At 35.9% G+C, this 26,165-nt stretch carries 13 protein-coding genes and 1 pseudogene; 4 read left to right on the top strand and 10 right to left on the bottom strand.

The features are described 5' to 3' along the window. Window positions 1–219 precede the first annotated feature (219 nt). From ACY651_RS11665 to ACY651_RS11650, 4 genes and pseudogenes are all read right to left on the bottom strand, one after another. On the bottom strand, window positions 220–348 hold the full coding sequence (locus ACY651_RS11665) for a hypothetical protein (protein ID WP_462252885.1): 129 nt from the start codon (window positions 346–348) through the stop codon (window positions 220–222). A gap of 170 nt (window positions 349–518) precedes the next feature. After that, window positions 519–685, bottom strand: a pseudogene (locus ACY651_RS11660) (ArsR/SmtB family transcription factor); the annotation flags it as partial. Between the two features lie 384 nt (window positions 686–1,069). Next, on the bottom strand, window positions 1,070–4,375 hold the full coding sequence (locus ACY651_RS11655) for a TonB-dependent receptor (protein WP_462252883.1): 3,306 nt from the start codon (window positions 4,373–4,375) through the stop codon (window positions 1,070–1,072). Window positions 4,376–4,562: 187 nt separating this feature from the next. Continuing rightward, entirely contained in the window at window positions 4,563–7,910 is a 3,348-nt protein-coding gene (locus ACY651_RS11650) for a TonB-dependent receptor (RefSeq protein ID WP_462252881.1), read from the bottom strand. Between the two features lie 258 nt (window positions 7,911–8,168). Between ACY651_RS11650 and ACY651_RS11645 the strand changes: the two genes are divergently transcribed. Then, window positions 8,169–9,371, top strand: a complete 1,203-nt coding sequence (locus ACY651_RS11645; protein ID WP_462252879.1) for a bifunctional 3,4-dihydroxy-2-butanone-4-phosphate synthase/GTP cyclohydrolase II — start codon at window positions 8,169–8,171, stop codon at window positions 9,369–9,371. On the opposite strand, the gene ACY651_RS11640 is transcribed toward ACY651_RS11645, so the two are convergent. The 5 genes from ACY651_RS11640 to ggt all read right to left on the bottom strand — a co-directional run bounded on the left by ACY651_RS11640 (window position 9,368) and on the right by ggt (window position 17,889). After that, the gene (locus tag ACY651_RS11640) at window positions 9,368–14,203 is read right to left on the bottom strand and encodes a translocation/assembly module TamB domain-containing protein (RefSeq protein WP_462252877.1); all 4,836 of its coding nucleotides are present in this window, start codon (window positions 14,201–14,203) and stop codon (window positions 9,368–9,370) included. The genes ACY651_RS11645 and ACY651_RS11640 overlap by 4 nt on opposite strands. A 235-nt stretch (window positions 14,204–14,438) precedes the next feature. Further along, entirely contained in the window at window positions 14,439–15,062 is a 624-nt protein-coding gene (locus ACY651_RS11635; protein WP_462252875.1) for an outer membrane beta-barrel protein, read from the bottom strand. Between the two features lie 104 nt (window positions 15,063–15,166). Beyond that, window positions 15,167–15,697, bottom strand: coding sequence for a DUF1572 family protein (locus ACY651_RS11630; RefSeq protein ID WP_462252873.1), 531 nt, complete (start codon window positions 15,695–15,697; stop codon window positions 15,167–15,169). Window positions 15,698–15,702: 5 nt separating this feature from the next. Beyond that, window positions 15,703–16,116 carry a hypothetical protein gene (locus ACY651_RS11625; protein WP_462252871.1) on the bottom strand — a complete coding sequence of 138 codons (414 nt, stop codon included), beginning with the start codon at window positions 16,114–16,116 and terminating at the stop codon, window positions 15,703–15,705. An 81-nt stretch (window positions 16,117–16,197) separates the two neighbouring features. Beyond that, window positions 16,198–17,889, bottom strand: a complete 1,692-nt coding sequence (gene ggt / locus ACY651_RS11620) for a gamma-glutamyltransferase (RefSeq protein WP_462252869.1) — start codon at window positions 17,887–17,889, stop codon at window positions 16,198–16,200. Between the two features lie 46 nt (window positions 17,890–17,935). Between ggt and ACY651_RS11615 the strand changes: the two genes are divergently transcribed. From ACY651_RS11615 to ACY651_RS11605, 3 genes are all read left to right on the top strand, one after another. Continuing rightward, a complete protein-coding gene (locus ACY651_RS11615) occupies window positions 17,936–20,449 on the top strand; it encodes a M14 family metallopeptidase (protein ID WP_462252867.1) in 2,514 nt (837 codons plus the stop codon). A 121-nt stretch (window positions 20,450–20,570) separates the two neighbouring features. Further along, complete coding sequence (locus tag ACY651_RS11610; RefSeq protein ID WP_462252865.1) at window positions 20,571–23,147, top strand: PIG-L family deacetylase; 2,577 nt, start codon at window positions 20,571–20,573, stop codon at window positions 23,145–23,147. Window positions 23,148–23,653: 506 nt separating this feature from the next. Beyond that, window positions 23,654–25,282: a sodium:solute symporter family protein gene (locus ACY651_RS11605; RefSeq protein ID WP_462252864.1), complete on the top strand. Its 1,629-nt coding sequence runs from the start codon at window positions 23,654–23,656 to the stop codon at window positions 25,280–25,282. A gap of 32 nt (window positions 25,283–25,314) precedes the next feature. Here ACY651_RS11605 and ACY651_RS11600 read toward each other — a convergent pair whose 3' ends face one another. Beyond that, the gene (locus ACY651_RS11600) at window positions 25,315–26,148 is read right to left on the bottom strand and encodes a DUF2911 domain-containing protein (protein ID WP_462252863.1); all 834 of its coding nucleotides are present in this window, start codon (window positions 26,146–26,148) and stop codon (window positions 25,315–25,317) included. Between the last annotated feature and the right edge of the window lie 17 nt (window positions 26,149–26,165).

Below are 26,165 nucleotides of genomic sequence, written 5' to 3'. Positions count from 1 at the left end.
TTTCCACTTTCGCCACTATCGAACTTGCGAAAATCTTTCAACTTACCATCTTTAAAAATGGATAAGTAATAATCTGCCACAGCTTTGGCATCTTTCTCCACCCACAAATAGGGTGTAATTTTTTGAATTGTATCAGTCATTTTTTTAGGTTTTTTATTGTTAAAACAAGATGTTGTTAAGATTGATACTGCAACTATAGTTGCAGTCCAAAAGATAATTTTAAGCTTCATCATTTTTATTTTTTAAAATTACTAATATGTTTGTCAATTCGTTTAATGTTACTGTAAATCCTTCTTTAAACCCCATTTCTATCATTTTTTCAAGTCCTTCAAGTGATTTAAAGTTCATTTTGTTAACTAAAAGTCAAGTCCAATTTGCACCTGGCAAATGTGGTGTTTCGTGCTTATCCGCAAAAACACGTAGGCATTTAAAATTTGATTTGGGTATAATGGAAGTATAATCAAATATTTGCCAACCTATTTCCGCACCTTCCGGGCTCACCATTGCATAAAATCTTCTACCACCAACTCACATTCAGCTAATATTTTTATATGTTTTGATACAGCCTGCCGGCTTGTGTTAAAATGTTCGGCAAATGCATTTGGTGTCATTGCCTGTATGGCAATAAGCACAATAATTGCCGTCTTGTGGGGTCTGCAATGGCTTGAAAAATGTCTCTTCTTATTTCCATATTTAAATTATTTGCAACTACGTGGTTGCAAATATATATGCAATTACATAGTTGCGCAAATTTTTTGTGTACTTTTTTTGTGCAACTAAAAATGTGGGAAAGTTTAAAATGTTAAGGTGTTGTGTACAATTGGTTTTATTACGGTTTTTGGCTTGGCGATGGTGTAGAAATAGAAGTGAAGTTTGATATTAATTTGTTATCTAACAGTTGGCTAAAGTTTAGAGACTATCATTTATTTTTGCTTGAATTAGTGCAGGGTGTTCAATAGGGGAACATAAAAACAAATAATGCTTAAGACGGGGGAATAGGATTTTTAAAATAATAGCAAATAAAAAAGACTGCCCTTTTGAGACAGTCTTTTTTATTAAATAATATTTTTTAAAAAATGTAACGAACACCTAACTGGCCCTGCCATACATCGGCAATAGAAGTGCCTTTTCTGTAAGTGGTATAGTTTAAACCGCTGTTTACAGTATTCATTCTAAAATATGGAACACCGTTGGCATCTACTCTTGAATAGGCTAATGGAGATGTAGTATTAATAACATTTGCAACACCCCATTGGTGATCTATCATATTGCCTATGTTAAAAATATCTGCTCTAAACTGAATGGTATGTCTTTGTTTACCGAAGTTTTTAAATACTTCAACCATAGTAGACAGATCTAATCTGGTTAACATTGGCATTAGCACACCATTGCGTTGGCTAACCTGCCCACGATGATTTTTTAAGTAAGAATTTTGCTGAATGTATGCTTCAAAAGCATCTTTTTGCTGCTGTACAGTAAACGGAGTTGCTCCTGTAATAGCATCAAAATTCATTTCACTCTGGTCTTTTGGAATGTATAATAAATCGTTACCGCTGATGCCATCTAAATTCATATCGTTTGAATAACCATAAGAAAATCTGCCCAAACTTTGCGATTGGCCAAATAAAGAAACCTGCAATGCAACTGCTTTAGCAATTTCTTTACGGTAAGTAATGTTGCCAATTATACGGTGGCGGGTATCATTATCACTAAAAGAATTATCAGGAAGATTATTACCGTTAACAGTTCTGGTTGATGTAAAACTGCTGAATGCAATAGTGCTAGAACTGGAATAATCTTTTGTACGTCCAAAATTATAAGCCAGCATCCAGCTAAGGCCTTTTTGTAAAGGCTTTTCTAATTTAAGTGTTACGCTTGTGTTAGAGCCGTAAGGTCGGCTGGCCAATACAGTTGCATCGTTTACATTAGGATTAATTCTTACAGCAGTGGCGCCACCTGCAAACCTGGGGCGTTTATCCGGCCCTGTAAAGTTTGCAGTAGCAACTTTTTGGTTAGCATTGTAATAAAAAATATTACTGATGCTTTGCGTAAATAAAAACTCAGCCGAACCCACTATGCCTGCAAATAATTTTTGATCAACTGCAAGGTTTGTACGGAACACCTGGGGAAAACGGAAGTTTTTTTCAATAGGCGCAATATTATAACTTGCCGCAGGCGAGCCTGGTGTGGTGGCAGGAATATTACGGGTAACATTTGGGCTGAAAGGATATTGTGTTACCGGAGTAGTAATTACACCGCCAGTAATTACCTGATCCCTGCTTATTTGCCCAGCCTGCATACCATTGTTACCAACAGCATTGCTAACAAATACAAACGCAGGACGGCCAGAGAATAAACCTAAACCTCCACGCAATTGTGTTTTTTTATTTCCATTAACATCATAGTTAAAACCAAACCTTGGATTTATCATTAATTTTGCCGATGGTAATTGCGAAGTGCTTAATTTGGTGGCGTTGCCTTTTTCATCTACAAAACTGTAGCTATCAACCTGTGGATTGTTTACAGCATTTGATGTAAAGAAAGGTACATCTAAACGGATACCGTAAGTAATATTTAAATTATCCTGCAGTTGCCATTCGTCCTGCACATAAGCACCAATATTTTTGGCTTTTGTAACAGCGTTCCATAATTGATTGCCGGCTAAATTACTGTATCCTAAAATGTATCTTCTTAGCGAAGTAGGATTTGTTGCCATATTATTATTAGCCAGGTAAGCGTTGGCAGAAGTATAAAAATCAGTAAGATTGTTAAAAGTATATTGCCCCTGAATTTGTGGCGTAAACTGGTTAAAAAATTTAAATGATTCAAAATTTGCACCTGCCGAAGTGGTATGTTTACCATTGTAAAAAGTAATGTTATCAGATGCCTGCCAGGTATCGGTAAACAATTTATTGTTGGGTGTAAATGGTTCCGATCCAAAAGAAATATAATTTCTGTCACTATTTGAACCATCTAGAATATCAACAATAGGAAAAATATTTCCTCCTTTAATTGCTCTGTAATCCCTGTTTGCAGTCCAGCCAAAAATTAATTCGTTAGATACTCTGTTGCTGATACGTGTATTTAATTGTCCAATTACAGAATAAATATCATTGTTAATTTCATAATTATTATTAGCGAAGTTCATGGTATTTAAATTGCTTTGTCTTGAACCTCCTAGCACGCCGGATGAACTTGCGCCAATATCTTTAAAAGATCTTAATGAGTTAAAACGAACACTGAATTTATTTTTATTACTAACGTTCCAGTCAATTTTTGCTAAAATTTTATAGCTGGTAGTAAGAAAATCATATCCTTCGTATTTACCGGGGTTATAATTAAAATTTGTATTTAAGAAAGTTGATAAAGCATCAAGATCTGTTTTTTTAACTCTTGAAACGTTTGTTTGGCCAGTGTTTGAACCGTTGTCAGCTGCAAAAGCAGTTCCGGGGTCAGTTCTCTTTTCATTTTCGTAATTAGCAAAAAAGAATAATTTATTTTTAATGATAGGGCCACCAAGGCTAAAGCCATACTGCTTTACATCAAAATTAGAAATAGTTACCGGTGTTTTACCATCGGGTCCGGCTTTAGTACCTACCAACTTTTGGTTACGGTTATTAAAAAAGCCTGAGCCATGAAAGGTATTGGTACCGCTACGGGTAACCGCATTTATACTTGCACCAGTAAAGCCTGCATCTTTTACACTGTATGGCGAAACGTTTATCTGTATTTCCTCTATTGCATCAATAGAAATAGGAGAAGCGCTGGTTTGGCTGCCGGGTAATGCCTGTAAACCAAATGAATTATTAAAAATAGACCCATCAACAGTCAGGTTGATAAAGCGGTTATCCTGCCCGGCAAACGAAGTGCCGCTCGACTGTGGGGTTAATTTAGTTAAGTCAGTTATATTTCTCGAAAGTGTGGGCAATGCTGCAATTAACCTTCTGTTGATATTGGTAGAAGTTCCTTTTCTGTCTTTAGAAATTAGCGAGCCTTTTCTTGCAGCACCTGTAACCACTACTTCAGTTAAGCTTGCATTGGCATCGGTAAGTACCACATTTATTTTTGATGCTTCTCCTAATTGAACATAAACATCAGTAATTATTTCTGGTTTAAAACCTACAAAACTTATAGTTACTTTATAAGGCCCGCCCACACGTAAACTTGGGATATTAAATACACCGTTTTTACCAGAGGAAGCCCTGTAAACCGAACCTGAAGGCTCGTGCAATACTTCTATAGTTGACCCTGTAAGATCGGTTCCTTTAGCATCTTTTACATTACCGCTGATGCTGCCTGTAGTAACCTGTGCGGTTAAGGCAAATGGAAAAATAAGCAGTACGATTAATAAACGTACTATGTTTTTAACTCTCATAAAAAATTAGCTTTAATTAAGTGCAAAGGTGCTGATAAAAGAATAAAATTGCTTTAAGAAATTATTAACAAGTTGTGTAACCTTAAATTGGGCAAAACTTAAGCCGGGGGAATATAATTTTTAAAATAGCAAATAAAAAAAGACTGCCCTTTTGAGACAGTCTCTTTTCATTAAATAACGTATTGTATTAGAAAGAATATCTTAAAGTAACCTGTCCGTTCCAACGGCTGCTATTGAAAGCAGAAATACCATCGCTAATTACACCAACTTTATTATCTACAGGCTTATTAAATCTGTAATTTGGTTTGTTGCCGGTAAAACTAACTACCTGCACAACTTGTGCCTGATCGAAATTAAAGAAATATTGACGTCCGGCATTTTTATCTATTAGATTAGTAAGGTTAAAAATGTCAAATCTTAGTGATAATGTATGGCGAACTTTTGCCACGTTAAGAGAAAAATCTTGTTGAATATTTGCATCAAGAATATGAGTAAAAGGAGATCTTGCGCCGTTGCGTTCTGCAAATTTGCCACGATTTTTCCTCATGTATTTGTCTGATTGTATAAATTCTTCAAACTGATCTTTTTGAATGGTTTCAGTTAAAGCACCATTGGTGGGAAATGACATCAAATCCATTTCTGCCCTGGTTGAAGGAATATACATAAGATCATTAAATGTTGCTCCGTCTCCAATAAAACCATTACCACTCATAGTATAACTGTAAGGGCTGCCTGATTGCCCATTATAAACAAAACTAACAGTTGTAGCCATCCTGGCTTTTAAGTAAGTAAATTTCTTAGATAATAAAGCAAATACTCTGTGCCCCATATCAAAATCAGAAGTTGAAAGACCGATATAGTTTCTTGAACTTACAGCCTCCATATTCAGCCAGTTAGAAGTATTAACCGAGCTGGTGGCTTCGTTATGCACACGTGAGTTGCCATAGGTATAATTGGCATTGAAAACCAAACCATTTTTAGCTTGTTTTTCTATACCGGTAGAAAAGTTATAAGAAAAACCTTTTTGTCCTGTTGTGTTTCTGATGAGGATAACATTGGCATAAGGGTTACGAGCCGCAGCAGTAGTACCCGCAGGCCTGTAAACCAATTTAACAGGGGCATTATTTGTAGAATAAATTAAGCGGCTATCTGGCCCTGTTGATGTTATTGCAGGAGGAGCAAAATTTATATTTATCCAATCAACCTCATAAATATTCTTTGTAAACATCAAATCAAAAGTGTAAGTCCATCCCTTTCCTAATTTTTTATCAGCTCCAAATGATCCTCTGAAAACAGCAGGCAGATGAAAGTTTTTAGCAACAATATTCATATCTCCCTGTGGTTTAATTTGGCTGGGGGCAAGGCCAAAATCTGATTGGGTATATTGATTATTTACGTTAGCTCTGAAAGGGATTGGCAAACCATTAAGTAATGCAGGAGCTGTACCAGATGCACCACTCACATCCAATGCACCAATGGTAACTCCGTTATTTTGGTAAACACCACCTGGCCATACCAATGGAGTTCTTCCGCCAAAAACTCCAACACCACCACGGAGGGTAATTTGTTCTTCATCAAAATTTGCTTTAAAACCAATACGTGGAGAAAACTGCCATTTTGGTTTGAATTTACCACCAGAAACTGCCCCTTCAATATTGTAAACTGAAGCGATAACCGGCCTGGCTGTATCATTAAAAAATTGATCTGTAGGAGCTGCAGTTGTAAAAGCATTTCTATCAGCACGAAGGCCAATAGTTATAGTAAGTTTGTTTGATACTTTAATATCATCATTAACAAAAAATCCCATACGAACAGAATTGAAATTGGCGGCAGCATTAACTGCCAGATCACCACCTTTATCGTTAGCATCAACAAGTGAATAGCCTCTTCTTAATCGATTGGGGCCACGGTCTTCCATGAATGCCTGTAATGAGCCAATTTGAGATGGGCCAGCGGCTCCAAGATTGTTATAACCATACAAACTAAGGGCACGGTTCATAAAAAGATTATACGATTTATTATAATCAAAATCCGCTCCAACTGTAATAGCATTTTTACCTGTGTAATATTTAAAAGCATCATAAAAATTAATGATCCTTTGCTTTAAAAGATTTGCAGATGAAGCAGCTTCGGTACCAAAATTAATACTAGGGCCACCATTAAACGATTGAAGCGAAACAGCAGGGAAAGGATCTCCCGTAGGCCCACGGTCATCAACAACATTTGTAAACGAAACCCGGAATTTATTATTTATTTTATTACTGAATTTAGAATTTAATTCAACGTTACCAGAATGGGTAGTTGAAGGAAACAACTCAGCACCACTAACAAAGTTAATGGTGGTATTTGTACTTCTGCCAGGGTTAACTCTTTCGGTATTGGTATAGCGGTAACTTACCGTTAGTTTATTTTTACTGTTTAAATTAAAATCGAACCGTGAATTAAGATTTACACGGTCAATATCATCTGGGTTATTTAAATAATCACCTGTGGCATAGTTGTATTTAGTTTGTAAATGATTTACAATTTTTGCAACAGAGTCTTTAATATTATAACGTATAGAACCATCAGGATTTAATACATTTTGCAGATTGGCAGGTTGAGGGCGGCTATCTTTTTGCACTTCTGCATTTATAAAAAAGAAAGCTTTGTTCTTGATGATTGGACCACCAATAGTAAATCCATAAGTTTGGTTTTTAAAATCAGTTAATTTCATACGCTGATTATCGGCTATTTTGCCAGGAGTTTTACCTGCCATATCCTGATTACGAAAAATATAATAAGCAGAGCCATGAAAAGCATTGGTACCAGATTTGGTTATTGCATTAATAGCGCCACCAGTAAAATTGCCCAATGCGGCATCATACGGTGATAATTGTACCACAATTTGATCAACAGCATCAATACTTATTGGTGGAGTACCGGCACGTCCACCGTTAGTTCCCTGATCACTTAATCCAAATACATCATTATTAACTGCACCATCTATAAGAAAACCGTTGTAACGGTTATTCTGTCCTGCGATTGAAATACCTCCTGTAGAAGTAATTTTTGTTTGAGGTGTAAACCTGACAAAGTCATTCAGGTTTCTTCCGATGGTTGGTAAAAGTGCAAGCTTATCTCTGCCAATCTGAGTTTCATTTCCTGTTTTGCCTGCTCCCCTAACACTTGCAACAACTACCGTTTCTAATTGAGTAGTCTTATCAGTTAGTTCAAAGTCAACTGCCAAAACATCACCTAACACTAAGAATATATCTTCTTTTTTGTTGATTTCGAAGCCAACATAGGTAGAAGTAATGGTATATGGCCCTCCAGGATTCATATTATTAATATCAAAACGTCCACCAGTACGGGCAACTGAAGTGTAAACAGTACCAGTTGGAACGTGAGTAGCAGTAATAGATGCTCCGGGAAGAGGGTTGCCACTTTTATTTTTTATAATACCACTAATACTGCTGGTTGTAACCTGGGCACTTAGCGCAAAAGGAAAAATTAATAGTACTGTTATTAATCGTACAATTTTTTTAATTCTCATAATAGTTTTGTTTTATTCGGTGGCAAAGAAACTAAATAATTGGCGAACTAGCGTCAACTATTATTAACAAATTAAAAGGCAACAATAGGATAACAATCGCTGCTTTGTTAAACAAGGTTGCTTTATTGTAAATTGAGGCATTAAATGATAAATTAAACCAATATTTTACAGGCAACAGTTAAAATTTCCCAATTTCAAAAGGATCTTCATCCTCCGCAAAAGCTAAACCTTATTACCTTTGCCCGATAAATAAAATATATGTTAGACAGTATTGAAAGTGCCATTGAAGAGATTAAAAAAGGGAAAATGATAATTGTGGTAGATGACGAAGACAGGGAAAATGAAGGGGATTTTATTGCGGCAGCCGAAAGTGTAACGCCGGAGATTATAAATTTTATGAGCACCCACGGCCGTGGCCTTATTTGTGCACCATTAATAGAAGAACGCTGTAACGAATTGAATTTGCCGCCGATGGTGGTTGATAATACTTCGCTGCATGAAACTGCATTTACGGTAAGTGTGGATTTACTGGGGCAGGGCTGTACCACCGGAATTTCTGCACACGACAGGGCAAAAACGGTACAGGCATTAATTAACCCGGCAACAAAACCCGAAGACCTGGGCAGACCAGGACATATTTTTCCGTTAAGAGCAAAAAAAGGTGGTGTGTTACGCCGTACAGGCCACACCGAGGCTACTATTGATATGGCGCAGTTGGCTGGCTTTTACCCGGCTGGTGTTTTGGTAGAAATTATGAATGAAGATGGCAGTATGGCGAGGCTTCCGCAGTTAAAAGAAATTGCAAAAAAATTCGACCTTAAATTAATCTCTATTAAAGATTTAATTGAATACAGGTTAAAAACCGAAACACTTATTGAAGAAGAAGTAAGTGTGCAGTTACCTACTAAATATGGTGCTTTTCAATTGATTGCTTTTAAGCAATTAAATACAGGCGAAATTCATATGGCTTTAAAAAAAGGGGAATGGAAAAAAGAGGAACCCGTTTTAGTAAGGGTACACAGCAGTTGTATGACAGGTGATATTTTGGGTTCGCTAAGATGCGATTGCGGCGACCAGTTGCACCACGCCATGAAGATGATAGAAAATGAAGGCAAGGGATTAATATTATACATGAACCAGGAAGGCCGTGGTATTGGATTATTGAATAAATTAAAAGCGTACAAATTGCAGGAGCAGGGCATGGATACCGTAGAAGCAAATTTAGAACTGGGTTTTGGTATGGATGAAAGGGATTATGGTGTTGGTGCACAAATTTTAAGGCACCTTGGTGTAAGTAAAATGAAGTTGATGAGCAACAATCCACGCAAACGTGCCGGACTTTTGGGCTACGGGTTAGAGGTAGTCGATAATGTGCCTATCGAAATAAAAAGTAATCCGCACAACGAAAAATATTTACAAACAAAAAAAGATAAACTGGGCCACAATATTTTAAATGGTTAGTTGGTTTTTGTTATAGGTTGTTTCTCCGGCGCAGGTAGGTTTTTTGTTTTTCTGCGTTGTTCTCTTCGCAATAACCTTTCAGCTTTGGTGAGTTTATCGTAATCTTTACGGTAAGTTATTTTTGCACCCGTTTTATTTCTTTGTGTTCCGGTTAAATCTGTAGCAACAATACTGCTGCGGTTAAAAACCACGGCTCTCCATCTGCCATCTTTAGTAAGCATATACTCAATAGTAATATCCGGGGTAATTAAACTTCTATTGGCCAGCAACACATTGGGACTGTTAATATCAATATTACCGCCAATTAAAACTACCAGCCTGTTATTTAAAAGTAACCGTAAACCTGTTTTCACATTTGCCTGCAGTAAAGCGGCGGTACTTTGTAAATCGAAACTCGAATTAAAATCAAGATAAACTGATGCTACTCCATTGGTAGCTTTTTCTAATCCTTTATTAAATATGCCGGTAAGCCAGCCCGAAACAACACCACCAATTGAATTGGCGGCAAGTGTAAATGGAGTATTGCCCGATAATACATTTTGCTGACCCGAAATAAATGAATTGATCAGTAATAAACTTGCCACCTGTTTATTCATTTCACTCGATTCTTTCTTAAAACCATCTAATTTATTTTGAACAAAATAATCGCCTTTGTACGGGCTCTGATCGGGTAATGCAAAACTAAATTGAATATCGGGTTTATTTAAGATACCAGTTAAAGATGCTATGATTCTTATATCACCTCTTTGTTTATAGCTATTTGAAGCAGAGATGCTGCTGAAGTCAACATTTTCTGCCAAATATTCTGCTTCTATATTTATGTTGGCAAGATAAGGATCGCCGCTCCAGGTTATGGAAGAACCTTTGTTAAGTGTAAATGGTTTTTTTAAAAACGTTTGAAAGTTAAAAGTGTAATCTCCTTTTGTAATATCGTATCTGCCCCTTATACTTAAAGGAGTTGTAGTGCCTACCTGTATTTTTAAATCACCGTTACCCTGCCCTTTTATAATATCGCCTGTTGCTTCATCTAATATCACATCTATCTTACAGGCAGGGTTAGCCTTTAAATCCATATCCACAAAAATATTACTTGCCTGTTTGCCGGTAACGTCTTCCATTTTGGTACCAAACTGTATAAAATCAATATAGTCAATAACACCTGTTTCTCTGCCGGAGCCTGTTGGCAAATAAATATGGCTGCTGTCTAAAATAGAAGGTTCTCCATTAATTTTCATACGCATATCGGTAATATCTCCATTCAAACTCATGGTTGCTTTGCCAATAACTTTTCCGTAAAACTGCGTATTATCTTTTTGAGTTGTATTCAGCAATAACATTTTACCGGTTTCAACATTTACATTATCAAATGCAAAATTTTGAAAAAATTTATGGTATATTTTTCCGCTTACTGTTCCGGTGTTGCCGAGGGTGTCTTTTAACTGCAGTGTTCCAAAATCAATTTCGCCGGGATTGAAAATAATGGTTTCGTTAGTGAACAGGTATTTGCATTGTGTGTATTTTACTTTTAACGAGCCATCAGTTATGGTTACACTGCCAGTTATAGATTTATTATTGCCACTGCCACTAATTTTTAAATTTGATGCAGCATCTCCCTGCATATTGCTGAAAATGGTGCCGAGGTAATTATCTAATAAACCAATATCAAAATGTTCCGCTAAAAAATCAATATTCATCCGGTTATCTAAAGTGTCTTTATAATTTATGCTGCCATCTGCATTAAATTTATACAGCTTATTATCTGTGCCGACTTTAAAAGTTACTAATCCAGTAGTAGTGTTAACATCACCTTTTAATGTGGTGTTGCCTATATCTTTATCATCCAGTTTAAAATTTTCTGCTATCGCATCATATTCAATAATTTGTTTTCCAAAAGGATCTTTCAGGGTAATGGTGCCGGTTAATGTTCCTTCAAGCCTTGGCTTTTTTAAAAAGAAAGGTGTAAAATCGTCTATGTTTACTTTTTTAAGTTTGGCAACTACATTAGTGTTGTCGGTTCCATCTTCTGCCGGTTCAGTTGATAAAACTATTTCCTGGTTGCCCTGTACAAATTTTACTTCGCTGGCATCAATGTAAGATTTACGAATAGTGAGTTCGCCATCTTTTTCCAGCTGCCATTTTTTATCATTTATTATAAATGAAGAAGGGGCAAAATTTATCCTCACGCCATCTTTTAAAGTTTGTACTGTTGCATTTAATTCGGCTTCGCTTAATGTTTTGCTGGCACTTGTTTTTAATGCTATAATAGATGCATCGTTGTGCGACTTTATGGACAGATCAGTTCCGGGAAAATGCAGGCTGTCGTTTATTACAATATCGCCGGTGGTTATTTTTGTATTCAGTGTATCTAAATTTCCGCTGCTTACAAGATTAACTGTATTAAATACTTTTTTATCGTACTCAAACTGCGGTACAATTGCATTTACATTCAGTTCGTTTTTTGCAAGGTTTAAGTTACCGCTGAAGGTGGAGTTATTAAAACCTTTTAATTTTTTATTAATCAGCTGCACATATTCATCCACTTCTTTTGTTTTAATAAAAAAACTAAAATCCTGGTCGCTTACGCTGTAATTGGGTTTGGGGATATATGCAGGATAGTAGCGGTTTAAAAAAACTTTAAAAGCATCTGGCAGTTCTAATATTTTAAACTTACCGGTTACATTACCTTCCACTTCGTTTGATTGAAAGGAGAGAAATTTTTTATTATCTGTTATGTAAGAATTTAATGTAAGAGAATCGAAAGATAATTTATTGCCGTTGTGCAGCAGCGTGGCACCATAAACTGATGCGGTGCCTAAAAAGTTATCGATGGTATTACCTGTAAAGTTTAATTTAAAACGGCCATCTAATGCAACATCATCTTTAGTAAGCTGCAGTTTTTTTAAATCTGATTTTGCTAAAACAGCATCAAAATTAAATACCGATTCTTTACCTGCAAAACTTACTGAACCATCAAACTGTTCAATTTTTAAATTTGGATCATCTACTTTTCCGTGGCCTGTAAAAATTTGTTTATCAAACTTGCCATCAATTGTAATGTTGGTGAAATTATAATTGTTAGCTTCTAACTGGTGGATATTTCCTTTAAAAGTGGCGTTTAAATTTTTGAGCGCAAATCCGCTGCCAATAATATTTCCATCTAATGCAATATTGCCAACAGCATTACTGTTAATAAATTGCCCCAGTTTAAAACCAGCAGAAGATATTTTGCCCGAATAAGTGGCGGATTTATTCTCCGGTAATTTCATGTTTATATCCGCAACAATATTTCCAAGGTTGGTACTAATGTTTCCGTAGGTTACAAAATCGTTTATGAAGCCGGTATAATTTCCTTTAAAATTTATATTGCCCAATTTGCTTAAAGCAGGCTTTGTTATATTTTTTAATGAAGGAATAATTGCAGAAAGATCGTTGTAATTGGTTACCAGGTTATTCGATTTAAAATCGATAAAAGTAGTGTTGATATCCGGCAAACCCCTTAATGCAATATCGCCATCAACAGATGAGTTACCTGTTTTAATAATCATTTTTTTTGCAGTAAGGTTATCAACCGGGCCTTTTGCAACACCCTCAATATTAAAAGTACGTTTCCATGTTTTTAAGGCAGGCGCAAAAAAAGCAATATCATCGCTGTTGATATAACTGTTTTCAAAATTTCCTTCAAGGGTAACGTTGTGTATAAAACTGCTGAGGTCATCATTAAAATCTTTATACCGCATTGAAAAATAATTACCCAATTTGCTTTTATTGGTTTCTAAAAGCAGGTTTTTAAATTCCATTATGTCAGGTGTAAATTTCAAGCTGGCCTGCAGGGTTTTTAATTCAAAACCACTTTTTTCTTTTGCCTTTAATTTAATATCGGTAGTTAAAGTGTCATTAAGAAATACCACGTTTTTAAGATTACCTGTAATGCCGGTAAATGCAAGGTGTTGACCATCAAACCTGTCGGTATAAGGTTGGCGTATGGTTTCTTTTTCATTTACAAAACTGGCATTGGTAAGGTCAATATTTTTTATACTTACCATCCAGCCTTCTGTATTCCATTGCAGGGCAGATAGTACAGGAATCTTTGGAACTAGATCCCTCAAGTTATCATTATCAACCTTTGGTTTATTACCGGTATAATTTGATTGCAAAAAATAAGGGGCATCTAATTTTAAATCGGAAATATAAATATGCCTGCTGTTGAAATTAACTGTATCGGCTTTTAAATCAAGTTTTTTTATCGCCACCTTCATATCCTGGCCTACCCATTTATCTTCTTTATTAAAATAAACGTTTTCTAATTGAATTACTTGCAGGTCAAATTCAATTCCGCCATCGGATGAATTAGTTTTTTTAGGGCTGGAAAAATAATCAACCAGGAACTGGTAATTCCAAACCGAATCGGTACGGTTAATATTTATCCTTGCATTTTGCAGGCCGATATATTTTAGTGTGGCGTTTTCTTTAAAAAAAAACCAATCGGTAATATTTACTTTGGCAGAGGCAGCGTATATTAAAGTGTCTTTCTTTTTATCTTCTACCAAAACACCATCAACAATTAAGGTGTTAAAAAGTGCAATATCCACATGCTTTACAGAAACCTTTGTTTGTAATTTTTTTGAAAGACTGGCAGTAACCTTATTTACTAAAAAATTTTGAAAAGGTGTAAGGTTAATGATGCCCCATAAAAATAAAAAGAGCAGGAGTATAAAAATAAAAAAGGAGAGTTTTTGTTTAAGTTTTTTAAAGATAAACAGCCAGCCAATCAGCCAGCCAGCCAGTAAAATATAAAAAAGCCATTTATAATCGGTGTATAAAAAAACCACCATAGCGCCAAGCACCAACCAAAAAAGCAGGGTAAGCGTAATCCATTTTAATATGTTAAGGCTTTTGCTCAGGGAAATGTGTAATTACTGTAAAATTAATGTTTCGCCTGTTAAAGGCAAATTCAATACCAAACTTTACAATTTATTTAGATAAGGGAGGGGCTGCTCATTATTTCAGTAAAATTATTATTCAGCCTTTATTTTATAAGCTGAAAACAATACCTGCTGAACAAAAACTTTATTTAAAATAATACCCAATATTCAGGTTCAGCATGCGGTTGCGGATGTTGCGCTGGTCAGTTTCTTCATTATTATTAATGCTGGCAAACCCGTGCATATAGCCCACTTCTACAAATACTTTTTTCATGTGATAACCCACACTTGCATTAAGGCCTAAATCGAACCAGCCCAACTCGCCAAAACCAAATTTTAATTTTTGTGTGGTGGTTACATTGCCGGTAGTTGTTGCTTTAATTTTTCCAAAATTGGTAAAACCAAATACCGGCCCAAGGCTTATGGCTAAAGATTTATCTTTATTAGGAAAATCTACACTTAAAGAAGGGATTAAATCAAGATAAGTTATGGAATATTGTTCCGTTTTATTGGTGCCGGCTTTAGGCTTAACAATAAAACCTCTTTTATTTATCATTACCGATGGCGAAAAATGCAATACACCATCAAAAGGAACTTTTGCCAATACGCCAATTCCATAACCAAAAGTAAACTCGTTAGGTTGTTTTACCCCACTGTAAACTGCCCTTGCTGTTGAATAATTCCAGCCGCCTTTTACAGCAACTTTTACCTGGGCAGCAATATTTTTTATCAGTATTAAAGCAGCCAGTACGGCAATACATTTTTTCATAACGTAAATAATTGCGGCAAATGTACAGTTTTAATAACAGAGCTAAATATTTTGCCCACTAATTCTTAAATAGTCAGCAGCGGTTTTAAAATGAATTTTAACTTTCATTTTTTTGTATTCATCTGGTTGTTGAATTGAGAAGAATTTCCTTTTGCAATAGAAAGATTTTGCCAGTTGTTATTGGTTATTGTTTTAGCAACATAAATTATTTGCCCTACATGATATGGATAATGCGCCAGTTGCCTGTTAACAGCATCCACCACCAGCAAACTTTCGCTGCGGATATAAATAGTTTTTAAAAGATCATCTTCGGCTAAAGCGTTTAACGCATCCAGTAAACATTGCCATCCTTTTTCCCAAAGATCAATTAACTGCTTTTTGGATAAATGCTGTTCTTCAAATTCGGTATCACGGTTGCGCCATTCTTTTTCGCCATCGCTGGTTAAAAAATCTGTCCAGCGGCTGAGCATATTGCCGGCAGTATGCTGAATGATGATGGCAATACTGTTACTGGCTTCATTGGGTTGGTAATGAAAATCAGCATCAGTTAATTGAGCAAATGTTTTATCGCCTAAATCTTTGTAATAGGCGAGCCGTTTGATGGCGGATTGGAGGAATGATTTTTCTATTGTCATTTTATTTAGTTTAATAAAAGTCTAATTACTACGCTGACAATTGCAAGCGAAAATGATGCAAATATTAACCTTGCAGACTTGTAAAATAATTCATAACCCTTGTTGAATAAATCGGCATCATTTTTTTGAAAAGAAAGATCAATTAGTTTATTAGCTTTTACACAATAACCCCAACTAACAATTCCCATACTTAATAGAATAACTGCTATTACTGGAATAATTCTGTAATTAAAAAAAACGGAGTAAGATGAGATTATTTTACCAATTGTATCACTTATTGCTATATACCAATTTGTTAATTCTAATATTGAATAAACAATAGTCAAAGTTAAAACAGCTTTTGAAAAATTAAATGTCTTTTTAATTACTATTCTGTTTACATTGTCAACAAAATTATTGGAAATTAAATCGTCACTCATCTTTAAAGTATTTTAATAAAAAATATTTTTAGCTTCTATCTTCTCCATTTCGCTCTCCTCAGGGGATGATAGGAGCGGCCGCTAGTATCCCTCCGCCGCATCATCACCCCTCTTATCACCCACAGCAATAATTTGTTTGCCTTTAATTTGTATCACCTCTGTTCTTCCAATTTGTCCTCTTGTAATTATTTTGTATCCCATTGCTTCCAATTGCTTTTTAACGGTTTCGTCAAAATCTTTTTCTACAAACAATTGGTCGGGTAGCCATTGGTGATGAAACTTTGGTTTGTTAACCGCATTCTGGGCGCTCATACCAAACTCTAAAATATTTACCAGTGTTTGGTAAACACTGGTAGGAATGGTGGTGCCGCCAGGAGTGCCGACTACTAAGTAGGGTTTATTATTTCTCAACACAATGGTTGGTGTCATGCTGCTCAGCATTCTTTTACCGGGAGCAATAGCATTTTTTTCGTTACCTACTGCGCCATACATATTCGGTACACCGGGCTTTACACTAAAATCATCCATCTCGTTATTTAATATAAAACCTGCACCACTCACAACTGTTCTGCTGCCATAGCCACCATTTAATGTGGTGGTAACTGCGACCACATTTCCTTTGTTATCAGCAATACTTACATGAGTAGTTTCTTCGCTTTCTGTAATCATCCCGGCTCTGGTTACATCGCTACTGCCTGCTTTATTTGCATCATAGTCTTTCATTCTTTCAGCTAAATAAGCATCGCTGTTTAATTTTTTCACGGGTACTTTTACAAAATCAGGATCACCTAAAAATTCGGCACGGTCGGCATAAGCCCTTCGTTCTACCTCTGTCATTAATTGCACACTGGCAGCAGTTTGAAATTTCATAGCGCCAATATTTCTTTTTGCAATCATCTTCATCATCTGCTGCAAAATTATGCCGCCGCTGCTGGGCAATGGCATTGTAACAATAGTATTGCCCTTGTAATTAAATACATCCGGTATTCTTTCTTTTGCCTGGTAATTTTCTAAATCATCGTAACTGATAATGCCATTGGCCTTATTCATTTCGGCAACAATTAATTTGGCAGTTTCGCCACTGTAAAAACCTTTGTGTCCATTATCTCTTATTCTTTTTAAAGTATTGGCTAAATCTTTTTGCGTTAATGTATCACTGGTTTTCCAGAGTGTATTTTTTGTAAATGCAGTTGGAGAAGTGTTTAGTTCTAAAAATTCTTGCCGGTGTGCATTAAGCGATGCAGCTTCTGCTGCTGTAATTGCAAATCCATTTTCGGCCAAATCAATTGCAGGCTGAATTAATTTTGCAAATGGCAAGCTTGCATATTTATGCGATGCAAATAGACCTGCAATGGTGCCGGGTACGCCGGCAGCTAAATGTCCATCCTGCGATAAATGCATTTGCGGATTACCTGCACTATCCAAATACATATCTCTTGATGCTTTAGCTGGCGCTTTTTCCCTGTAATCGATAGCAATATTTTTTCCGCTTTTTAAATGTGCTACCAAAAAACCTCCGCCACCAATATTACCAGCACCCGGATAAACTACGGCTAATGCTAATTGTGTGGCAATGGCTGCATCAAATGCATTGCCACCCTGCTTTAAAATTTGCACACCCACTTTACTTGCTAATGGATGGGCCGAAACCACTGCACCGTTTGTACAAACTATTTTTTTTTGTGAGTGGTAACTATAAGGATTAATTTGTGCCGTACATTGCAGCACTAAAAAATAGATTAATATTAACAGTGCTGTTGTTTTTTGTATCATACTTAATAATTATTTTTCAACTTAGCCAGGCAAAAGTTTACATTTTATGAAGAAGATCTTTTTTGTTTTTTTTACTTTCCTAATTTCAAGTTACACTTCTTTTTCGCAATCCCTAAAAAGCCCTGATGAATTTTTAGGATATTCACTAGGCAGTAAATATACACTGCATTACAAAATTGTAAATTATTTTCAGCAGGCTGCAGCAGCAATGCCAAAAATGATGAAGCTGGAGCAATACGGCACCACTAACGAAGGTCGTCCGCTGTTGCTGGCTTTTGTAGCCTCCGAAGAAAATTTTATAAAATTGGAGGAGATACAAAAAAATAATTTACGACTTACAGGAATGTTGAATGATAAACCTGGGGATGTAAATACGCCATCCATTGTTTGGCTCAGTTATAATGTACATGGCAACGAAACCAGCTCTTCCGAAGTGGCCATGAAAACTTTATTTGAATTATTAAATGCAAACAATACGCAAACAAAAGAATGGTTGAAAAATACAGTGGTAATTATTGACCCCTGTTTAAACCCAGATGGACGTGACCGTTATGTTAATTGGTTTACACAAGTGGTGGGAAAGAATGCAGATGCCAATTTAGATGCAAGAGAACACAGTGAACCATGGCCCGGCGGCAGAACCAATCATTATAATTTTGATTTAAACCGTGACTGGGCATGGCAAACACAAATTGAAACGCAGGGCCGCTTAAAAAAATATAACGAGTGGATGCCGCAGATACATTGCGATTATCATGAGCAGGGCATTAATAATCCTTATTATTTTGCGCCTGCGGCAGAACCTTTTCATGAAGTGATAACTAAATGGCAGAGAGATTTTCAAACTACCATTGGAAAAAACAATGCAAAATATTTTGATGCCAATGGCTGGTTATTTTTTACTAAAGAAGTTTTTGATTTATTTTACCCTGCTTACGGTGATACATATCCCATTTACAACGGCGCCATTGGCATGACGTATGAACAGGCCGGTGGGCCCGGTGGTGGTGCAGCAGCATTAAAAGCAGATGGCGATACGCTTACTTTAAAAGACAGGATTGCACATCATTTTACTACCAGCATGAGTACTGTAGAAATGGCATCAGTAAATAATAACCGGTTGATGACGGAATTTAAAAAGTTTTTTGATGATGCGAAAAACAATGGTGTTGGAGAATACAAAACTTATATTGTTACAGATAATAATGCAGGTAAATTAAAAGCGCTGCAAAACTTTTTTGATGTTAATGGAATAAAATATGGCACAGTAAATGGCGCATCGTTAAAGGGGTATAATTATTTTTCGGGCAAGGATGAAAGCTTTGCCGCAAGCAACAGTTTAGCAATAAGTGCCTATCAACCCAAGTCTGCATTCATAAAAGTATTGTTTGAACCTAAATCAAAATTAAGCGATTCGGTTACTTACGATATTACAGCGTGGAGTTTACCTTATGTGTATGGTGTGCAGGCATATGCTGTAAAAGAAAAAATAGTGATCGGCAATTATGCAGTTATAAAAACTGAAAATAATATTGCTGCAAACGCTTATGGTTATATTATTCAATACAATTCATTTAGCGATGCAAAATTTTTAGCAACCATTGTAAATGCAAAAATTAAAACAAGGTTTGCTGAAAAAGATTTTACTTATAGCGGTAAAGCTTTTAAAAAAGGCACTTTAATTGTTTTGAAAAAAGGTAACGAAGAAAAGATGAATGCATTTATGAATGCTGTAACAAAATACAATGCTGCTGTTACTTCGGTTGCCGGTGGTTTTATGGAAACCGGGTTTGATTTTGGCAGCGAGAAAGTACATTTTATTAAGCAACCCAATGTAGCTATGCTAACTGGCAGAGGAGTTGGCTCCAATGCAGCAGGTGAAGTTTGGCATTTGTTTGAGCAGCAGTTGGATTATCCCATAACATTAATTAATGCAGAAGAGATAAATGGCGCTGCTTTAAAAAATATGGATGTCCTTATTTTGCCCGATGGCAATTATAAATTTTTTAATGATAAAGATGCCACATCTGAAATTAAACAATGGGTACAACAGGGTGGAAAAATAATTGCTCTTGAAAATGCCGCCGCACAAATTGCAAAGGCAGATTGGGGTTTTAAATTAAAGAAGAACGAAGATGATGAAAAGAAGGACGATAAAAAAGACGATAAGAATTTATACGACGATATAAAACGTTTTGAAGACAGGGAGAGAGAAAGTATTGCAGATTATATTCCCGGCTCAATTTATAAAGTGATACTGGATGATTCTCATCCTTTGGCTTTTGGTTACAAGGGCAATTATTTTTTGCTGAAACAAAATGCTGACCTGTATGAGTTTATGAAAGATGGCTGGAATGTGGGTGTAATTAAAAAAGAAAACCAGGTAGCAGGTTTTGTAGGCAATCGCTTAAAAGAAAAAATAAAAGACGGAACAGTAATTGGCGTACAGGATTTAGGCAGAGGAAGTATTGTTTACTTTGCTGATGACCCGATATTCAGGAGTTTTTGGGAGAACGGGAAGTTAATGTTTGCGAATGCAGTGTTTTTGGTTAATCAGTAAATCAAAAGTTGTCAGCCTGAGCTTGTCGAAGGCGGGTTGCAACAAAAAGGATAGATCGCCTGGGTTAACTTAGCATCAAATTCTAATAGTTTTAAAAATGGTAATAATAATTATTTAAAGGATGAAAAAAATCATAAAAGTAAAGTCTCTTATTGGAATTGTTGCGATGAGTTGTTGTTTTTTAAACCTTCCTGCACAAACTCCCAAATCCTACACCTCCTCCGAAATATTATTACAATTAAAAAAATTGAATGTACTTGGCTCAGTGTTATACATCGCCGCACATCCCGATGATGAAAATACAAGGCTGCTTGCTTATCTGGCCAATGAAAAATTATACCGCACCGGTTATTTAAGTTTAACCAGGGGGGATGGTGGACAAAATTTAATTGGTGATGAACAGGGTGTTGATTTGGGTTTAATAAGAACACAGGAATTATTGGCCGCAAGAAGAGTAGATGGCGCCGAACAATTTTTTAGCCGTGCATTTGATTTTGGGTTTAGCAAAAGTCCCGAAGAAGCTTTACGTATATGGGGACACGATAAAATTTTAAGCGATGTGGTTTGGGTGATACGCAAATTTAAACCCGATGTAATTATTTCGAGATTTCCAACAACAGGCGAGGGCGGGCACGGGCATCACACTGCATCGGCAATATTGGCCGAAGAAGCATTTGATGCAGCAGCTGATGCAACAAAATTTCCTGAACAATTAAAATATGTGAGTGTGTGGCAGGCTAAACGTTTGCTTTGGAATACTTTTAATTTTGGCGGCAATAATACACAACGTGATGATCAGTTAAAATTAGATTGCGGCGATTACAACCCGATACTCGGTAAAAGTTATGGCGAGATTGCAGCTACCAGCCGCAGTATGCACAAGAGCCAGGGCTTTGGTGTACCTGGGCAAAGAGGAAGTATTTTGGAATATTTTAAAACCATAAAAGGGGAAGCACCTAAAAATGATTTGATGGATGGAGTTGATTTAAGTTGGAAACGCTTAGATAAATATTTTAATTGCGGAAATTCACAGGAACCTAATCGTGTCATTAAACCCATTTCTATTGAAATAAAAGGAGAAAAAATTTTTTATGAAAAACCGGAAGCTTTGATACCTGTTTTAGTACAGTATTATGAATTGCTGGCAGAGGCTAAAAATTTATGTAAAGAAACCTCAAAGTTCACAGAGGCAGATTATTGGGTTGATAAAAAAATAACAGAAATAAAAAGTATTATTGAAAACGCCAGCGGTTTATTTATGGAAGCAGTTGCCAACACCCAATATGCTGTACAGGGCGACAGTTTAAAAGTTACTTTAACAGTTAATAACAGAAGCGGTGCAAATATTTTAAGTGCCGATGCACAAATAGATACCACCTATGTAATTTTTGATCAGCTGAAAAAAAATACTAACGCTGTAAAAAATTATACCTGGTTTATACAACCCGATACAAAATTAACGCAGCCTTACTGGCTGGAAAATCAAAAAGAAAAAGGGAGTTTTAATGTAGATGACCAGCTTAAAATTGGCAAAGCAGAAAACGATCCGTTAAGTGTGAATTTTAGTATGATGATTGAAGGGAAAGAATTTGTATTTACTAAACCTTTGGTGTACAAATATACCGATCCGGTGAAAGGAGAATTGTATGAACCTGTAAATATTATTACGCCGGCTTTTATTGGCAGCTCGCCTTCGTTAGTACTTTTAAATAGTGCTGTAAAAAATCAAACTAAAAGCATAAATTTTGTTGTTCAGGCAAATAAGATAATTACTGATAGCGTAAAGTTAATCTACAACAAAAATGATATTGATGTAACAGCATTTAATGATTTATCAAGTTTTGCAAAAAGCGAAAAGAAAAATTTTACTGTGCCATTTTCAAATACGGGATTGAATGAGAATGATCCTTTAACAGTTAACGGAATTTTTGCTGTGAAAAATATTTTGCAAAAACAATTGGTTGGACAGCGAAAGATTAATTACGATCACATACCTGATATTGTTTATAATTATGTAGATCCTGTAAAAATTATTAATCTGGATTTAAAAACCGTTGGCAACTACGCCGGCTACATCCCCGGCGCAGGAGATAAAATTCCTGAAGCGTTAGAACAAATGGGGTACAAAGTAGTAACATTAAAAGAAAGCGACATCACGCCAAATAATTTGCGGCAGTTTGATGTAATTGTTACAGGTGTAAGAGCTTACAATACCAACGACTGGATGGCGAATGTGTACGATGCTTTAATGCAGTATGTAAAAGAAGGCGGCGTTTTATTTACGCAATACAATACTAATAATTTCATCAGCAGTGTAAAAAGTAAAATTGCGCCTTATCCTTTTACCATCAGCCGCAACAGAATTACTGATGAAGAAGCTAAAGTAAATTTTTTAATTCCCGATCATAAAGCATTAAACTATCCCAATAAAATTACACCAAAAGATTTTGACGGATGGATACAGGAACGCAGTATTTACAATGCCGAAAATGCAGATACAGCATATAAAAAAATATTGAGTATGAAAGATCCCGGTGAAAAAGAGCAGGAGGGAAGTTTAATAATTGCTAATTATGGTAAGGGAAGATTTGTTTATACTGGATTGGTTTTCTTTAGAGAGTTACCTGCAGGTGTACCCGGTGCATACCGGTTGTTTGCAAATTTAATTGCTAATAAAAGGGTGAAGTATATAAAGTAAAACGCCCCTCTGCCCCTGAAGGAGAACCATGGCGGAGAAGCCTAATCTCCTTGCTCAGCATCCTATGAAAAAAGGGGGATAGGAGAAGAGCTTAGCGAAGACGAAAAGAAGATTATGGAATAAAATAGTTCCGTAGGAGCTTAAGGTGAGTAGAAAATGAGGTTTATGTTTGTCAACGTGTAGGGACGAAAGGTGCTTTTGCAAAACATAATTAAAGCTCAATAAAGGTATTCCGTAAAAGTGAGGTTCTTCTTTCCTTTTACTAAAAGAAAAGAAGAACAGAACAAGTTCACAACGATGTTGATAGAAATAAAAATGCTTGTTACCAAAAATGCAAAACGAAAAATCATATTGGAATAAATGGTACATAGGTGTACTGCTGTTTTTAATTGTGCAAATAATTATTTTTTATTTAATAACCCGCTATTTTAATTAATTACTTTGAATAAGCGAAGAGAACATAAAATTATTATACTCTTTAAAGCCCCTTCAGGGGTTTGGCGCAAATGAGTACCATTGACTGGACGATATTAATTACTACACTTACTTCCATAATTATTTATGGTATTTACAAAAGCCGTACAACAAAAAATTTAGAAGGTTATTTTTTAAGCAACCGCAGCCTGCCCTGGTATTTAGTATTATTAAGCATTATGGGTACGCAGGCAAGTGCCGTAACTTTTTTAACCGGGCCTGGCCAGGCGTACAGCGATGGGATGCGTTTTGTGCAGTATTATTTTGGATTGCCATTGGCCATGATCGTCATCAGTATTTTTTTTGTTCCTGTATTTAGTAAGCTAAAAGTTTATACAGCTTATGAATTTTTGGAGAACAGGTTTGATGTTAAGACAAGAACTTTTACCTCTGCATTATTTTTATTATCCCGTGGGCTAAGCACCGGCGTTAGTATATTTGCGCCATCGCTTGTGCTAAGTTCTTTAATGGGCTGGAATATTTATTACACCAATTTAGTAATGGGTGGCTTGCTTATTATTTATACCATGAGTGGTGGAGCAAAAGCTGTGGCACATACGCAAAAGCTGCAAATGATCATAGTTTTTGTAGCATTATTTTTAACAGGATACCTTGCTGTAAAATTATTGCCGGAGGCAGTCAGCTTTACCGACGCATTAAAAGTTGGCGGGCAAAATGGCAAGATGAATATTATTACCACCGGCTTTACAGATAAGGGCTTCGACTGGAAAGACAAATACAATATATGGAGTGGTTTAATTGGTGGATTTTTTTTAGCGCTCAGTTATTTTGGTACCGATCATAGCCAGGTAGGCAGATATTTAACAGCAAAAAATATTAAAGAAAGCAGGAAAGGATTATTAATAAACGGACTGGTAAAAGTACCCATGCAATTTTTTATTTTGCTGATAGGTATTTTAATTTTTTCTTTTTATCAGTATACTAAAGGGCCGGTGTATTTTGATAAAGTAACGCAGGAGCAGGCGAAAAAAACCAACAAAAAAGATTCGTTGAATATGCTGGAAGCGCAATACAATACGGCTTTTGCAATGCCTGATAAAACTGAGGCCAATGCTTTAAGAAAAACTTATGCCGGTGTTATGAAGAGAGCGATGAAAAATGATGATACCAAAGACACCAACTTTATTTTTTTATGGTTTGTAAAAGAAAATTTACCGGTGGGATTAATAGGATTAATTTTTGCCATTATTTTTTTGGCGGCCTGGGGCAGTATTGCAGCAGCGCTTAATTCCCTGGCGGCTTGTACTGTAATTGATTTTCATAAAAAATTCTTTGCAAAAAAAGATACTGATGTTGACGATTATAAAATTTCGCAGTGGTACACTTTGGCCTGGGGCATTTTTTCTATCATCATTAGTATGTTTGCTTACAATATTGGTAACAGTTTAATTGAAGCGGTAAATATTATTGGGTCTTTATTTTACGGTGTGATTCTCGGCGTTTTTTTAGTGGCCTTCTGGTTAAAATTTGTAAAAGGTAATGCTGTTTTTTATGCAGCAATTATTTCTGAGTTATTGGTAATTGCAGTTTATAGAATGGATGTTATTTCTTTTTTATGGTTGAATGTTATTGGCGCAGTACTTGTAATTTTCTTCAGCATATTATTGCAGCCATTGTTAAAAGAAAAAGCACCGCAATAATGCAGTGCATTTAAAATAATTTCTTTGGAGTTTTATCTCAACTTCTTCAACAACTGCTCATTCATTTTTACGTAATCCTCATTGTTGGCTTCCCTGGCAAGCTCTAAAGATTTTTGTGCGGTAATTTTTGCGCCAACTTTATCACCCATTTCCTTCTGAATTTTTGCTTTGTATAAATAAATCCAAAAAGCTTTTTTATCTTCTTCAATTGCTTTAGTACAATTATCGAGTGCTTTATTTAAATTGTCATCGTACTCTTTATAAAATTGTGCAGCCTGCCAGTAAGGTTTTTTATCTGTCAGCATGGCTTTATCAATTTGTGCTTTTAATCGATCTTTAATATTTGAAGTAACAGGAATGGTTACTACCGTTTTCTCCCACATAATTTGCAGGTCGCAACTTTCAGGTTTAATATTTGCAAACTCCATGGAAAATGTTTCATAGTTAGGCCGCATTTTTTGTGGTACTACTTTAAAACGAATAACATCCTGTCCTTCTTTATAGCCATCAATTCCCCAGTTAGATATTCCTTTGTTCAAAATTATTTCCCACATGTCAAATCCGGGTATGGTATATAAAACATAAGTGCCGGTATCAATTTTTTTACCTCCTAATTCAACAGCATCAGTAAAAGTTATTTTTGTTGCAGCATTAGCACCGGTGCGCCACAATTTATTATAAGGTACAAGATCGCCATAAACCTTACGGCCTTTTGCATTTGGCCTGCTGTAAATAATTTCAATGGTACCCATGCCAAAATCCTGCTTAACTGTTTGCGTTGGCGATGATGCAGGCATTTTTACCTGTGCGGCTGCAGCAGCGGTAAATAATAAAAAAGCAATAAATATTGGCAGTATTTTTTTCATACATTATTTTTTAGAAA

The organism is Ferruginibacter sp. (genome assembly GCF_031391665.1).
Taxonomy (GTDB): domain Bacteria; phylum Bacteroidota; class Bacteroidia; order Chitinophagales; family Chitinophagaceae; genus Ferruginibacter.
Note: the sequence above shows the minus strand (reverse complement) of the source record. Positions and strands in the feature narration are given on the sequence as shown.

What these genes read in the sequence shown, in the direction of transcription:
- ACY651_RS11665 (WP_462252885.1), bottom strand. Translation starts at nt 348, where the DNA reads ATGAACTTTAAATCACTTGAAGGACTTGAAAAAATGATAGAAATGGGG.
- ACY651_RS11655 (WP_462252883.1), bottom strand. Translation starts at nt 4,375, where the DNA reads ATGAGAGTTAAAAACATAGTACGTTTATTAATCGTACTGCTTATTTTT.
- ACY651_RS11650 (WP_462252881.1), bottom strand. Translation starts at nt 7,910, where the DNA reads ATGAGAATTAAAAAAATTGTACGATTAATAACAGTACTATTAATTTTT.
- ACY651_RS11645 (WP_462252879.1), top strand. Translation starts at nt 8,169, where the DNA reads ATGTTAGACAGTATTGAAAGTGCCATTGAAGAGATTAAAAAAGGGAAA.
- ACY651_RS11640 (WP_462252877.1), bottom strand. Translation starts at nt 14,203, where the DNA reads ATGGTGGTTTTTTTATACACCGATTATAAATGGCTTTTTTATATTTTA.
- ACY651_RS11635 (WP_462252875.1), bottom strand. Translation starts at nt 15,062, where the DNA reads ATGAAAAAATGTATTGCCGTACTGGCTGCTTTAATACTGATAAAAAAT.
- ACY651_RS11630 (WP_462252873.1), bottom strand. Translation starts at nt 15,697, where the DNA reads ATGACAATAGAAAAATCATTCCTCCAATCCGCCATCAAACGGCTCGCC.
- ACY651_RS11625 (WP_462252871.1), bottom strand. Translation starts at nt 16,116, where the DNA reads ATGAGTGACGATTTAATTTCCAATAATTTTGTTGACAATGTAAACAGA.
- ggt (WP_462252869.1), bottom strand. Translation starts at nt 17,889, where the DNA reads ATGATACAAAAAACAACAGCACTGTTAATATTAATCTATTTTTTAGTG.
- ACY651_RS11615 (WP_462252867.1), top strand. Translation starts at nt 17,936, where the DNA reads ATGAAGAAGATCTTTTTTGTTTTTTTTACTTTCCTAATTTCAAGTTAC.
- ACY651_RS11610 (WP_462252865.1), top strand. Translation starts at nt 20,571, where the DNA reads ATGAAAAAAATCATAAAAGTAAAGTCTCTTATTGGAATTGTTGCGATG.
- ACY651_RS11605 (WP_462252864.1), top strand. Translation starts at nt 23,654, where the DNA reads ATGAGTACCATTGACTGGACGATATTAATTACTACACTTACTTCCATA.
- ACY651_RS11600 (WP_462252863.1), bottom strand. Translation starts at nt 26,148, where the DNA reads ATGAAAAAAATACTGCCAATATTTATTGCTTTTTTATTATTTACCGCT.